Below are 13,740 nucleotides of genomic sequence, written 5' to 3'. Positions count from 1 at the left end.
CCTAGCGTGACGGCATGACTTCATTCGCGCCTTCTCCGACACGTGCCGTCACCGCCCTCGACCTGGGCCTCGGCTCGCTGCGCGACCGCGCGGCGGCCGGTTCAGGGGCCGGTACCGACGCCGCTGCCGATGCCGCGCGCCCGCGAGGGCGGCTGCGCCTGCGGGGGGTGACGGCCGCGCTGGGAGACCGGCTGCCGTTGTGGGTGCGGGTGCGGTGCGGCATCGCGCCGAGGACGCTCGCGGCGCTGACGGCCGTGCTGGTCGCGGCGGTCGCCCTGGGCGCGTACCACTTCTGGGCGGGGCGCCCACGGACGGTCCGGGTGCCGGCGCGCGAGGGACCGCTCGCGGCGTCGCCGCCGGTGGCGGCCGTCCCGCCGGCGCCCGGCCCTGGTCCGTCGGTGCCCGGCTCCGGCCCGGTCCCGTCGGCCCGGAGCCTGGTGGTGGACGTGGCGGGCAAGGTGCGGCGCCCCGGGGTTCAGCGCCTGCCGCCGGGTTCACGGGTCGAGGACGCGCTGGAGGCCGCCGGGGGAGCGCGGCCGGGAGTGGACACGGCGGGGCTCAACCGGGCGCGCGTGCTGATGGACGGGGAGCTGATCGTGGTGGGCGCCGGCCCCGCCCCTGGAGGTTCGGCGCAGGGAGGTCCGGTGCTGGGAGGGCCGGGGCCGGTAGGCCCGGCATCGGCCTCGGGCGGCGGCGCGGGGCCCGCCGGAGCCGGGCCGGTCAGCCTCAACTCCGCGACGCTCGAACAGCTCGACGCCCTCCCGGGCGTGGGCCCGGTCCTCGCCCAGCACATCCTCGACTACCGCACCCAGCACGGGGGCTTCCGCTCGGTCTCCGACCTCCGCCATGTCAACGGCATCGGCGCCCGCCGCTTCACCGACCTCAAGCCGCTGGTCCAGCCATGACGCGGGTCGCTGCCACCGGTACGGGCGCCCTTCCGGCGGGAGGGGGCGGGGAGGCCGCCCCGGCCGACCTGCGGCTGGTCGGGCCCGCGCTCGCGGCGTGGGCCGCCGCCGCGGTCGCCCTGACGGCGGAGGGCCGCGCGGTGGCCGTCGCCTGCGGGGCGGCGATGCTCGTGTCCTGCGCGTTGCTGCTGGTGGCGGCTGCGCGCCGGGGCGCCGGGGGCCGTGCTGAGGGCGGTGGCGGGGGAGCGGGCGGGGCCGGGATCGTCGGCGCGGTGGCGGCTGTGGTGCTGTGTGCCGCCGCCGGGGCGGCCGTCGGCGGGTTGGCGGGGGCCGACGCCCGGCGGGGGCCGGTGCCGGAGCTGGCACGGCGGCATGCCGAGGCGACCGTCGAGGTGACGTTGACCGGGGACCCGAGGCTGACCCGGCCACGGGTGCGGGGCTCGGTCCGGGCCGCGCCCGCCGTCGTGATGGAGGCCGAGGCGACCCGGGTGACCACCGCACGCGGGGTGACGACAGCGGTCCGCACGCCGGTGCTGCTGATGGCCCATCAGTCGTGGCTCGGGCTGCTGCCCTCCACCGAACTCAGGGTGGAAGGCCGGCTCATGCCGCCCTCCCGGTCGGGTGACCGCGTCGCGGCCGTCGTCCGGGTCGGTGACAGTGGCCCGCCGCGGATCGTCGCGGGGCCGTCCGTGGTGCAGCGGGTGGCGGGGCGGCTGCGCGCCGGCCTGCGGGAGGCGGCCGACGGGCTGGCGCCGGATGCCCGGGCGCTGCTGCCCGGCCTGGTCGTCGGGGACACCTCGCGCGTCCCCTCCGACCTCGAAGAGGCCTTCCGTGCCACGGATCTGACGCATCTGCTCGCCGTGTCCGGGGGAAACCTGGCGGTGCTGCTGGCCGTGCTCATCGGGCCGCCGCATCTCGCCTCGCGTGCCGAGCGCCGTGGGCTGGCGGCCCGGCTGGGGATCCCGCTGCGGCTGACGGCGGTGCTGGGCGGTGGGCTGGCGCTCGGTTTCGTGGTGGTGTGCCGTCCCGAGCCGAGCGTGCTGCGGGCGGCCGTGTGCGGGCTGATCACTCTGCTGGCCATCGGGACGGGGCGTCGCCGCGGCCTGCTGCCCGCGTTGGCGGGGGCGGTACTCCTGCTCGTCCTCTACGACCCGTGGCTGGCGCGGGGCTACGGGTTTCTGCTCTCGGTCCTGGCCACCGGCGCCCTGCTGACCCTCGCCCCGCGCTGGGCGGCGGGCCTGCGGCGGCGTGGGGTGCCGCCCCGGATCGCGGAGGCCCTCGCGGCGGCGGGCGCGGCGCAGGCCGTGTGTGCGCCGGTGATCGTGGTGCTGGCGGCGCGGGTGAGCCTGGTGGCGGTGCCGTGCAATCTGCTCGCCGAGCCGGCGGTCGCGCCCGCCACGATCCTCGGGTTCGCCGCGCTCGCCGCCGCCCCGCTCGTGCCGCCGCTCGCCGAGGGGCTCGCCTGGCTGGCGGGCTGGCCGGCGCGGTGGACGGCGACCGTCGCCCGGACCGGGGCGGGGCTGCCCGGGGCCGAGCTGGACTGGCCCGGCGGCTGGGCCGGCGGGCTGTGGCTGGCGGCGGCGACGGTGGTCCTCGTCCTGGTCGCGGGGCGGGTGCTGCGCGGCCCGTGGGTCTGCGGGGCGTGTGCGCTGGTCCTGCTGCTGGCCGTGGTCCGCCCGGCACCCCTGACGAGGGGCCTCACCGGATGGCCGCCGCCGGACTGGCGGATGGTGGCGTGCGACGTCGGCCAGGGGGACGCGCTCGTGCTCGCCACCGGACGCCCGCACAGCGCGGTGCTCGTCGACGCCGGGCCCGAGCCGAGAGCCGTCGATCGCTGTCTGCGGCGGCTGGGCGTCGACGAGGTGCCGATGCTGCTGTTGAGCCACTTCCACGCCGATCACGTCGACGGCCTGCCGGGGGTGCTGCGCGGCCGCGCGGTGGGGGCGATCGAGACGACCCCGTACGCGCTGCCGGAGGGCCAGGCGGCGTTCGTCCGGCGGGAGGCCCGTCGGGCGGGTGTGCCGGTCGTGGAGGCGGCGCCGGGGGAGCGGCGGAGCGTGGGCGGGCTGGCGTGGGAGGTGCTGTGGCCGCCGCCCGCCGGGACGTCCGCCGTGGCGGAGGAGGGGCCCAACGACGCCAGCGTCGTCCTCCTCGTCCGCACGGGCGGGCTCACCCTCCTGCTGCTCGGGGACCTCGAACCACCCGCCCAGCAGGAGCTGTCGGAGACGCACCCCGGCCTCCCACAGGTGGACGTCCTCAAGGTCGCCCACCACGGTTCCGCCTACCAGGACGCCCGGCTGACGCGTGGGCTCCACCCCCGGCTGGCGGTGATATCCGTGGGAGCCGGCAACCCCTACGGCCATCCGGCGGCCCGGACGATCGGCGCGCTGCGGGAGCAGGGGGCGGCGGTCCTGCGCACCGACACCGACGGACCGGTGGCCGTCACGGGCGGGACGGACGGGACCGGCGGCCCGGTGGCCGTCACGGCAAGGCGGACGCGGACGCGAAGGGCGAGAAGGAGACGAGGCCGCCCGGCGGAAAGACCGAGACGATCTAGGTCTGTGGACCGATGCGGCGCTCTCCCCGCGCGGGGGATAACGGAGTCATGCACGCAGCGGACATCGACGCCTATCTCCGTCACATCGACGCCACCTGCCCGGCCGCCCCCACCCTGGAGGCGCTGCGGGACCTGCAGTTCCGCCATCTGGTGGCGGTGCCCTTCGAGAACCTCTCGATCCACCTCGGTGAGGAGATCGTGCTGGAGGGCGGGGCCTTGGTGGACAAGGTCGTGCGCCGGCGGAGGGGAGGCTACTGCTACGAGCTCAACGGAGCGTTCGCGGAGTTGCTGACGGCGCTGGGCTATCGGGTGACGCTGCTGGCGGCACGGGTGATGGGGCCGGACGGGAGGTTCGGGATCCCCTTCGACCACCTGGCCCTGCTGGTCAGGGCCGAAGGCGGGCAGGGGGAGGAGTGGCTGGTGGACGTCGGCTTCGGCCGGAACAGTCACCATCCGCTGAGCTTCACCGAACGCGGCGACCAACTGGACGTCGGAGGGGTGTTCCGGATCTCCGAGACGGAGGAGGGGGACCTGGACGTCAGCAAGGACGGTGCGGTGCAGTACCGCCTGGAGCGGCGCCCCCGGGCGCTGGCCGACTTCGAGGCCGGCAACTGGTGGCACCGGACCTCGCCGCTCTCGCCGTTCGGGCAGTCGGTGCTCTGCTCCCGGCTCACCGAGGACGGCGGCCGGGTCACCATCAGCGGCCGCACGCTCGTGACGACGGACGCCGGCGGGCGCGTGGAGCGGGCGCTGGCGGAAGGGGAGGTGGCGGCCGCCTACCGGGAGCACTTCGGCCTGGAGCTGGAGCGGGTCCCCGAGGTGCGCGGCGCGGGCCAGGGGAGCTGACCCGCCCCGGCCGTGGCCCACGAGGGTCCGGGTCTACTCGACCTCGGTCCAGCCGTCGTACTCCTCGGCGAGTTCGCGCAGCGCGGCGCGGTCGAGCTCGCCGTCGGGGTCGTCGATGACGACGAGCCACTGGGCGTCCTCGGCGTCGTCCTCGCCGGCGAGCGCCTCGCGGACCACCTGGGGGTCGTCGTCGAGAATGAACCGTCGGCCCGCTTCCTCGGCCGCCTCCTCGGCGGCGTCGCGGTCGGGCAGCACCAGCAGGTGCCGTACGGGGTCGGAAGACTGGGAAGAGAAGGGAGAAGCGCTGGTCACCCGCTTATTGTGCGGTATGCCTCCGGCGGCTTTCGGCGGGGTCTGTCACTGGCGCATGGGATGCTGGTCACGATGGCCAGGAAGACTGCAACCGACGACCTGCTCGCCCCCGTGACGATCGCCGTGGGCCAGGAGGATCTCCTTCTCGACCGCGCCGTTCAGGAGGTGGTGAAGGCCGCCCGCGCGGCCGACGCGGACACCGACGTCCGCGATCTCACCCCCGACGCGCTCCAGCCCGGCACGCTGGCCGAGCTGACCAGCCCGTCGCTGTTCGCCGAGCGCAAAGTCGTGATCGTCCGCAATGCGCAGGACCTCTCCGCGGACACGATCAAGGACGTGAAGGGCTACCTCGGCGCGCCCGCCGAGGAGATCACCCTGGTGCTGCTCCACGCGGGCGGCGCCAAGGGCAAGGGGCTGCTCGACGCGGCCCGCAAGGCGGGGGCCCGTGAGGTGGCCTGCCCGAAGATGACGAAGCCGGCGGACCGGCTCGCGTTCGTGCGCGGCGAGTTCCGTGCGACCGGCCGTTCCGCGACGCCGGAGGCGTGCCAGGCCCTGGTCGACGCCATCGGCAGCGATCTGCGCGAGCTGGCGAGCGCCTGCGCGCAGCTCGTCGCGGACATCGAGGGCGTCATCGACGAGTCCGTCGTCGCCCGCTACTACACGGGCCGCGCGGAGGCGTCCAGCTTCACCGTCGCCGACCGTGCCGTGGAGGGCCGGGCGGCCGAGGCCCTGGAGGCCCTGCGCTGGGCCATGTCCACGGGCGTCGCCCCCGTGCTGATCACCAGCGCCCTGGCCCAGGGCGTCCGCTCGATCGGCAAGCTGGCCTCCGCGCCGCGTGGCGCCCGCCCGGGGGATCTCGCCCGTGAGCTGGGCATGCCGCCGTGGAAGATCGACCGGGTGCGCCAGCAGATGCGCGGCTGGTCCGCGGAGGGGGTGGCGGCCGCCCTCACCGCGATCGCCGAGGCCGACGCCGGCGTCAAGGGCGGCGGCGACGACCCCGAGTACGCCCTGGAGAAGGCGGTCGTGGCAGTGGCCCGAGCCGCCCGCGCCCGCGCGTAGACCGATCGGCCCGCCGGGGCGGCGGAGCCCCGGAAACGCCGGAGGCCCCGGCTGCCCTTGGGGAAAGGGCGGCCGGGGCCTCCGGAACGTTCAGACGAGCCCAAAGGGCTCATGCCGCGCCCGCGTGGCGAACGACCGAGCGCGGCGGGGTGCCGGGAACGGAGCGGTAGAGGGGCCGCTTCTGTCCGTACCGGCGAGGCTCCGGGGCTCACGCCCCGGAAAGGCTTCTTCAGCCCTTGAGGCCGGCAACCTGCTTGGCCAGCGCCGACTTCTTGTTGGCGGCGGCGTTCTTGTGCAGGACACCCTTGCTGGCGGCCTTGTCGAGCTTCTTGCCGGCGAAGGCGACGAGGGCGGCGGCCTTCTCGGCGTCACCGGCGAGGAGGGCCTCGCGGGCCGCGCGGACGGCGGTCTTGACCGAGGACTTGACGGCCTTGTTGCGCAGGCGCGCCTTCTCGTTGGTCTTGTTCCGCTTGATCTGGGACTTGATGTTCGCCACGAAAAGAGCCTTTTCAGGTTCGTTGGATTTCGATGAGTGCGTGATCACACGGCCGGTGGCCATGGGATCCCGTCGTGTAGAGGGCACGACAGGCACGGTGCACCAGGCTACCAGCAGCCACTCGGCCGTCCCAAACCGGACCGTACCCGCCGCTCGTGGGACCATGGTGGGGTCGTATACCCGACTCCCGCCGAGACTGGCGCGTCCGCGCCGAAGTCACCGAATGGATCCTGCGTGCCCGCCACCCCTACCAACGTGCCCGAGCCGAGCCGTACCGACCCGGCTCTGATCCGTAACTTCTGCATCATCGCGCACATCGACCACGGCAAGTCGACGCTCGCCGACCGGATGCTCCAGCTGACCGGCGTGGTCGACCAGCGGCAGATGCGCGCGCAGTACCTCGACCGGATGGACATCGAGCGCGAGCGCGGCATCACGATCAAGTCCCAGGCGGTCCGGCTGCCGTGGGCGCCCACCGAGGGCGAGGGTGAGGGCTCGACCCACATCCTGAACATGATCGACACGCCGGGTCACGTCGACTTCACCTACGAGGTCTCGCGCTCCCTGGCCGCGTGCGAGGGCTGCATCCTCCTCGTGGACGCCGCCCAGGGCATCGAGGCCCAGACCCTCGCCAACCTCTACCTGGCGATGGAGAACGACCTCACGATCATCCCGGTCCTCAACAAGATCGACCTGCCGGCCGCCCAGCCGGAGAAGTTCGCCGCCGAGCTGGCCAACCTGGTCGGCTGCGAGCCCGAGGACGTGCTCCGGGTCTCCGCGAAGACCGGTGTCGGCGTCGACGAGCTGCTCAACAAGGTCGTCGCCCAGGTGCCGGCCCCGGTCGGCGTCAAGGACGCCCCGGCCCGCGCCATGATCTTCGACTCGGTCTACGACTCCTACCGCGGCGTGGTCACCTACGTCAGGGTCGTCGACGGCGAGCTCAAGAAGCGCGAGCGCATCAAGATGATGTCGACCGGCGCCACCCACGAGCTGCTGGAGATCGGCGTCTCCTCGCCCGAGATGACGCCCGCCGACGGCCTCGGCGTCGGCGAGGTGGGCTACATCATCACCGGCGTGAAGGACGTGCGGCAGTCCAAGGTCGGTGACACGATCACCTCCCAGCAGAACGGCGCCACCGAGGCGCTGGGCGGCTACAAGGACCCCAAGCCGATGGTGTTCTCGGGCCTGTACCCGCTGGACGGCTCGGACTACCCGGAGCTGCGCGAGGCCCTCGACAAGCTCCAGCTCAACGACGCCGCGCTCGTCTACGAGCCGGAGACCTCGGCCGCCCTCGGCTTCGGCTTCCGCGTCGGCTTCCTCGGCCTGCTCCACCTGGACGTGGTCCGCGAGCGGCTGGAGCGCGAGTTCGGCCTCGACCTGATCGCCACCGCCCCCAACGTGGTCTACAACGTGCGGATGGAGGACGGCGCAGAGCACGTCGTCACCAACCCGAGCGAGTTCCCCGAGGGCAAGATCGCCGAGGTCCACGAGCCGGTCGTCAAGGCGACCGTGCTGGCGCCCACCGAGTTCGTCGGCGCGATCATGGAGCTCTGCCAGTCCCGCCGCGGCACGATGCTGGGCATGGACTACCTCTCCGAGGACCGGGTCGAGCTGCGCTACACCCTGCCCCTCGCGGAGATCGTCTTCGACTTCTTCGACCAGCTGAAGTCCAAGACCCGCGGCTACGCCTCCCTCGACTACGAGCCCACCGGCGAGCAGACCGCCGAGCTGGTCAAGGTCGACATCCTGCTGCACGGCGACAAGGTCGACGCGTTCTCCGCGATCACCCACAAGGACAAGGCGTACGCGTACGGCGTCCGTCTCGTCGCCAAGCTGCGCGAGCTCATCCCCCGGCAGAACTTCGAGGTGCCGATCCAGGCCGCCATCGGCTCGCGGGTCATCGCCCGTGAGACCGTGCGCGCCATCCGCAAGGACGTCCTCGCCAAGTGCTACGGCGGTGACATCTCCCGTAAGCGGAAGCTGCTGGAGAAGCAGAAGGAAGGCAAGAAGCGCATGAAGATGGTCGGCAGCGTGGAGGTCCCCCAGGAGGCCTTCATCGCGGTGCTGTCCAGCGACGAGAGCGGCGAGAAGGGCAAGAAGTAGCCCTCACGCGCCCGCGGCGCAGCGCGCGACGTGCCCCGACCGGTCCCCGGTCGGGGCACGTCGCCGTTTGTGGAAACCCCTCGGCCAAACCGTGCCCCCTCGCACTCTTACGCGAGAGGCCCTTCCGCTCTAGTCTGATCACTGCTCGCGGAGGTTACTCGCGGGTCACCAGGGTGAAAGCCAACGAAAGCAGTCCAGCGACGAAGCCGGACCCCGGAGGATGCCGTGACCGAGACACAGGCTCTGATCGAGAACAGGCCGCCCTCCGTGGCGACGCTCTTCCTCGAACGGGTCGAGGCCACACCGGACGCGGAGGCCTACCGCCACCCCGTGCCGTCCCCCTCCGGCGAGGGCCCCGACACCTGGGCCTCGCTCACCTGGCGGCAGGCCGCCGACCGGGTCTTCGCCATCGCCGCCGGCCTGATCGACCTCGGCGTCCTCCCCCAGGAGCGCGTCGCCCTCGCCTCCTCCACCCGGGTGGACTGGATCCTCGCCGACCTCGGCATCATGTGCGCGGGCACCGCCACCACCCCCGTCTACCCGAGCACCAACGCCGACGAGACCGCCTTCATGCTCTCGGACGCCGACTGCCGGATCCTGATCGCCGAGGACGCCGCCCAGCTGGCCAAGGCCCGGCTGCGCCGCGCCGAACTCCCGCACCTCGCCCACGTCGTCGTCATCGACGCGGCCGACGCCGTCCCCGCCGAGGGCGACCCGGAGGGCTGGGTGCTCTCCCTCGCCGACCTGGAGAAGCGCGGCACCGCCCACCTGGAGCGCCACCCCCGGGCCGTCAAGGACCGCATCGCCGCCCTGCGCCCCGAGCAGCTCGCCACCCTCATCTACACCTCCGGTACCACCGGCCGCCCCAAGGGCGTACGGCTGCGCCACGACGCCTGGTCGTACATGTCCCGCGCGATCCAGGCCACCGAGCTCGTCCGCCCCGACGACGTGCAGTACCTGTGGCTGCCGCTCGCCCACGTCTTCGGCAAGGTGCTCACCGCCGGGCACATCAGCGTCGGCCACATCACCGCCGTGGACGGCCGGGTCGACAAGATCGTGGAGAACCTGCCGATCGTCCGCCCCACCTATATGGCCGCCGTCCCCCGGATCTTCGAGAAGGTCTACAACGGGGTCGCGGCCAAGGCCCGCGAGGGCGGCCCGGCCAAGTACAAGATCTTCCGCTGGGCCGCCGAGGTCGCCCGCGAGTACGCCAAGGTCTCCCAGGACAACTACCGCCGCACCGGCAGCAAGGCCGTCCCCTTCGGGCTCGCCGCCAAGCACCGCGTCGCCGACGCCCTCGTCTACGCCAAGATCCGCGACGCCTTCGGCGGCCGGCTGCGCGCCTGCGTCTCCGGCGCCTCCGCCCTCGCCCCCGACATCGGCTACTTCTTCGCCGGCGCCGGCATCCACATCCTGGAGGGCTACGGCCTCACCGAGACCAGCGCCGCCAACCTCGTCAACCCCGGCGAGGCCTACCGCACCGGCACCGTCGGCAAGCCCCTGCCCGGCACCGAGGTGCGCATCGCCGACGACGGCGAGATCCTGCTGCGCAGCCCCGGCGTCATGGAGGGCTACCACGGCCAGCCCGAGAAGACCGGCGAGGTGCTGGAGCCCGACGGCTGGTTCCACACCGGCGACATCGGCGAGCTCTCCCCGGACGGCTATCTGCGGATCACCGACCGGAAGAAGGACCTGATCAAGACATCGGGCGGCAAGTACATCGCCCCCGCCGAGATCGAGGGCCGCTTCAAGGCCGTGTGCCCCTACGTCTCCAACATCCTGGTGCACGGCGCCGACCGCAATTACTGCACCGCCCTCATCGCCCTCGACGGCCCGGCCCTGCTGACCTGGGCCAAGGAGCAGGGCATGGAGGACCGTTCGTACGCGGACGTGGTCGCCGCCGAGGAGACCCAGGCGCTCATCGGGGGCTATGTGCGGGAGCTGAACGAGGGGCTCCAGCGCTGGCAGACGATCAAGAAGTTCCGGCTGCTGCCCCGCGACCTCGACATCGAGCACGGCGAGCTGACCCCCAGCCTCAAGCTCAAGCGGCCGGTCGTCGAGCGTACGTACAAGGACCTCATCGAGGAGATGTACGCGGGCTCCAAGGAAGACTGACAGGTGGGAGCGGCGGGAAGGCCCGGTCGGGGGCCGTGCGGCCCGCGTACTCCCATAGCGGTCACTTACTCAACTCGGCGCACCTGAGCACCGACAGTCTGTCAGTCTGTCGGTGGTGAAATCCGCACTATGCCGTATGCGGTCAGGAGCGCCACTGTGAGGACATCACCGAAGCCCCGTACGGACGGGCCGGTTCCACGCAACCCCGCCCGTAGCCCCGACCCGTCGCCGTCCGGACCGCCCACGGCCCGCACCAGCCTCCCCGGCGACGCCCGCGCGCCCTCCGCCGCCCGGCGGTTCGTCCGCAGCGTGCTCGCCGGGTGGAACGCCCACGCCGTGGTCACCGACGACGCCACGCTGCTCGTCAGCGAGCTGGTGACCAACGCCGTGGTGCACGCCGGGACATCGGTCGACCTCGAATGCCGGCTCGATCCCGCGCGCGGCGGCAGCCTCGTCGTCGAGGTCACCGACCACCACCCCGCCCGGGAGTTCCGCGCCCGCCCCCGCCAGGGCTGCGGGGACCGCGCCGACGGCCCCGCCCACGGCGGCCAGGGCCTGCGCCTCGTCGCCGAACTGGCCGAGACCTGGGGCACCGCCTACCGCCGCACCGACAAGACCGTCTGGTTCCACCTCCCCACCAGCCCCAGGGACCCCACGGGCCCTTCGTACGCCGTCGACCACACCCTCCTCGGCGACCTCCGCGTAGCCGAGATCCTCGCCCCCGGCACCCCCTGCGAACCACCCGCCCGCGATCTCGGCGACAGCGGCCCCCACCGCGCCCTGTCCTTCCTCGCCGAGGCCTCCGAACTGCTCTCCGGCCAGTTCGACGAGGACACCGTCGCCTCCCTCGCCACCCAGCTCGCCGTCCCCCGCCTCGCCGACTGGTGCGCCGTCTGGCTCGACGCCGAGAGCACCCCCGGCGGCCTCCGCCCCGCCCCGCGCCTCTCCCGCGTCTGGCACGCCCACGAGAGCTGCGTCGAGCCCCTCCGGCTCGCCCTCCAGCGCACCCCGCCCGCCCTGGCCCCCGCCGGCCGCGCCGTCCCCTGGCCCCACGCCCCCGCCGGGCCGTCGGACGGCCCGTGCGACGGCCCGTCCGACGGAACCGCCGGGGGCCCGGCCCACGGCTCGGCCCTGGCCTGCCGGCTGGTCGCGGGCGGCCGGGGCGTCGGCACCCTCCTGCTGGGCCGCTCCGGGCCCACCGCCATGAGCGGCGACGTCGTCACCCTCACCGAGGACTTCGCCCGCCGCCTCGCCCTGGCCCTCGCCTCCGCCCGCAAATACACCCGCCAGGCCACCATCAGCCGCATCCTCCAGCGCGGGCTGCTCCCGCGCCGCGTCGCCGAGATCCCCGGCCTCGACAAGGCCGTCGTCTACGAACCCCGCGGCGACACGGCCGCCGGCGGCGACTTCTACGACGTCTTCGCCGCCGGGCCCGACCGCTGGTGCTTCGCCCTCGGCGACGTCTGCGGCAGCGGCCCCGAGGCCGCCGTGACCACCGGCCTCGTCCGCCCCTGGCTCCGGCTCCTGGGGAAGGAGGGGTACGGCGTCGGCGACGTCCTCACCCGGCTCAACCGGATGCTCGCCGAGGAGGCGGCCGAAGCGGAGACCGGCGCCGGGCCGCGCTTCCTGTCCCTCCTCTACGGCGAGCTCGTGCCCCACCGCGAGGGCGTCCGCTGCACCCTCGCCAGCGCCGGGCACCCGCTGCCGCTGCTCCTGCGCCCCGACGGATCGGTGCGCAGCGTGGCGGCGCCGCAGATGCTCCTCGGCGTCGTCGACGACGTCACCTACGTCAGCCAGTCCTTCGACCTCGCGCACGGCGACACCCTGCTGTGCGTCACCGACGGCGTCACCGAGCGCAAGGCCGGCAACCGCCTCTTCGACGACGGCGACGGCCTCGCCACCGCCCTCGCGGGCTGCGCGGGCCTCACGGCCGAAGGCGTCGCCGGGCGCATCCGCCGCGCCGTCCACGGCTTCGCGCCGACGCCGCCGGACGACGACCTGGCGCTGCTGGTGCTGCGGGCCGAGTAACCCGCGGCATGCCGGACAATGGGCGGTATGCCTTCCGTACTGCCCGATGGTGAGCCCATGCCCGAGGACGGGGCACTGCCCCGCCACGCCCTCGACGGCTCCGGGCAGCGGCCCCTCGGCTTCTACCTCCACGTCCCGTACTGCGCCACCCGCTGCGGCTACTGCGACTTCAACACCTACACCGCGAACGAGCTGCGCGGCTCCGGCGGCGCCCTCGCCTCCCGCGAGAACTACGCGGAGACGGTCGCCGAGGAGATCCGCCTCGCCCGCAAGGTGCTCGGCGACGACCCGCGCCCGGTCGAGACGGTCTTCGTGGGCGGCGGCACGCCCACGCTGCTGCCCGCCGCCGACCTGGGCCGGATGCTCGCCGCGATCCGCGACGAGTTCGGGCTGGCGGACGGCGCCGAGGTCACCACGGAGGCCAACCCCGAGTCCGTCGACCCCCGCTACCTGGAGGAGCTGCGGGCCGCCGGCTTCAACCGCGTCTCCTTCGGCATGCAGAGCGCCCGGCAGCACGTCCTGAAGATCCTCGACCGCACCCACACCCCGGGCCGCCCGGAGGCGTGCGTGGCGGAGGCGCGCGCGGCGGGCTTCGAGCACGTCAACCTCGACCTGATCTACGGCACGCCGGGGGAGAGCGACGACGACTGGCGCGCCTCCCTGGACGCGGTCATCGGCGCGGGCCCCGACCACGTCTCGGCGTACGCCCTGATCGTCGAGGAGGGCACGCAGCTCGCGCGGCGCATCCGGCGCGGCGAGGTGCCGATGACGGACGACGACGTCCACGCGGACCGCTACCTGATCGCCGAGGAGGCGCTCTCGGCGGCCGGCTTCTCCTGGTACGAGGTCTCGAACTGGGCGACGAACGAGGCGGGCCGCTGCCGTCACAACGAGCTCTACTGGCGCGGCGCGGACTGGTGGGGCGCGGGGCCGGGGGCGCACTCCCACGTGGGGGGCGTGCGGTGGTGGAACGTCAAGCATCCGGGGGCGTACGCGCAGGCGCTGGCCGAGGGGCGGTCGCCGGGGGCGGGGCGGGAGCTCCTCTCGGAGGAGGACCGGCGGGTGGAGCGGATTCTGTTGGAGCTGCGGTTGGAGGAGGGGTGCCCGTTGTCGCTCCTGAAGCCGGCCGGTTCCCGGGCGGCGGCCCGGGCGCTTGCGGACGGCCTGCTGCGGCCGGACGCCTACGAGCGCGGGCGGGCCGCGCTGACCCTGCGGGGTCGTCTGCTGGCCGACGCGGTCGTCCGCGACCTGGTGGACTGAGGAGCGCTTCCGGGTGCGGCCCGGTGGTCGGCTTGTGCCCACCCTCCCCCAGCTACCGC

General features: G+C 73.9%; 9 protein-coding genes and 1 pseudogene. 8 read left to right on the top strand and 2 right to left on the bottom strand.

What is annotated here, in order from left to right; genetic code table 11:
- The first annotated feature begins 14 nt into the window (after window positions 1-14).
- From IE096_RS16190 to IE096_RS16180, 3 genes and pseudogenes are all read left to right on the top strand, one after another.
- Entirely contained in the window at window positions 15-905 is an 891-nt protein-coding gene (locus IE096_RS16190; protein WP_189452250.1) for a ComEA family DNA-binding protein, read from the top strand.
- Window positions 902-3,367, top strand: a pseudogene (locus IE096_RS16185) (ComEC/Rec2 family competence protein); the annotation flags it as partial. The gene IE096_RS16190 and the pseudogene IE096_RS16185, both read left to right, overlap by 4 nt.
- A gap of 107 nt (window positions 3,368-3,474) precedes the next feature.
- Window positions 3,475-4,308, top strand: coding sequence for an arylamine N-acetyltransferase family protein (locus IE096_RS16180; RefSeq protein WP_308430349.1), 834 nt, complete (start codon window positions 3,475-3,477; stop codon window positions 4,306-4,308).
- A 33-nt stretch (window positions 4,309-4,341) separates the two neighbouring features.
- Here IE096_RS16180 and IE096_RS16175 read toward each other — a convergent pair whose 3' ends face one another.
- Window positions 4,342-4,620, bottom strand: coding sequence for a hypothetical protein (locus tag IE096_RS16175; RefSeq protein ID WP_189452244.1), 279 nt, complete (start codon window positions 4,618-4,620; stop codon window positions 4,342-4,344).
- A 72-nt stretch (window positions 4,621-4,692) separates the two neighbouring features.
- On the opposite strand from IE096_RS16175, the gene holA reads away from it, so the two are divergent.
- The gene (gene holA / locus IE096_RS16170; protein ID WP_189452242.1) at window positions 4,693-5,679 is read left to right on the top strand and encodes a DNA polymerase III subunit delta; all 987 of its coding nucleotides are present in this window, start codon (window positions 4,693-4,695) and stop codon (window positions 5,677-5,679) included.
- A gap of 229 nt (window positions 5,680-5,908) precedes the next feature.
- Here the strand turns inward: holA and rpsT are convergent, their stop codons facing one another.
- Window positions 5,909-6,175 carry a 30S ribosomal protein S20 gene (gene rpsT, locus IE096_RS16165; RefSeq protein ID WP_189452240.1) on the bottom strand — a complete coding sequence of 89 codons (267 nt, stop codon included), beginning with the start codon at window positions 6,173-6,175 and terminating at the stop codon, window positions 5,909-5,911.
- Window positions 6,176-6,409: 234 nt separating this feature from the next.
- Here rpsT and lepA point away from each other — a divergent pair, with 234 nt between their 5' ends.
- The 4 genes from lepA to hemW all read left to right on the top strand — a co-directional run bounded on the left by lepA (window position 6,410) and on the right by hemW (window position 13,681).
- Window positions 6,410-8,278, top strand: a complete 1,869-nt coding sequence (gene lepA, locus IE096_RS16160; protein ID WP_189452238.1) for a translation elongation factor 4 — start codon at window positions 6,410-6,412, stop codon at window positions 8,276-8,278.
- Window positions 8,279-8,503: 225 nt separating this feature from the next.
- On the top strand, window positions 8,504-10,393 hold the full coding sequence (locus tag IE096_RS16155) for an AMP-dependent synthetase/ligase (protein WP_189452237.1): 1,890 nt from the start codon (window positions 8,504-8,506) through the stop codon (window positions 10,391-10,393).
- A gap of 129 nt (window positions 10,394-10,522) precedes the next feature.
- A complete protein-coding gene (locus tag IE096_RS16150) occupies window positions 10,523-12,421 on the top strand; it encodes a SpoIIE family protein phosphatase (RefSeq protein ID WP_189452235.1) in 1,899 nt (632 codons plus the stop codon).
- Window positions 12,422-12,448: 27 nt separating this feature from the next.
- Window positions 12,449-13,681, top strand: a complete 1,233-nt coding sequence (gene hemW, locus IE096_RS16145) for a radical SAM family heme chaperone HemW (protein WP_189452233.1) — start codon at window positions 12,449-12,451, stop codon at window positions 13,679-13,681.
- Window positions 13,682-13,740 lie beyond the last annotated feature (59 nt).

The sequence above is a fragment of the Streptomyces abikoensis genome (assembly GCF_014648775.1).
Taxonomy (GTDB): domain Bacteria; phylum Actinomycetota; class Actinomycetes; order Streptomycetales; family Streptomycetaceae; genus Streptomyces; species Streptomyces abikoensis.
The sequence above is the reverse complement of the archived record's forward strand: the minus strand, read 5'-3'. Positions and strand labels throughout refer to the sequence as shown.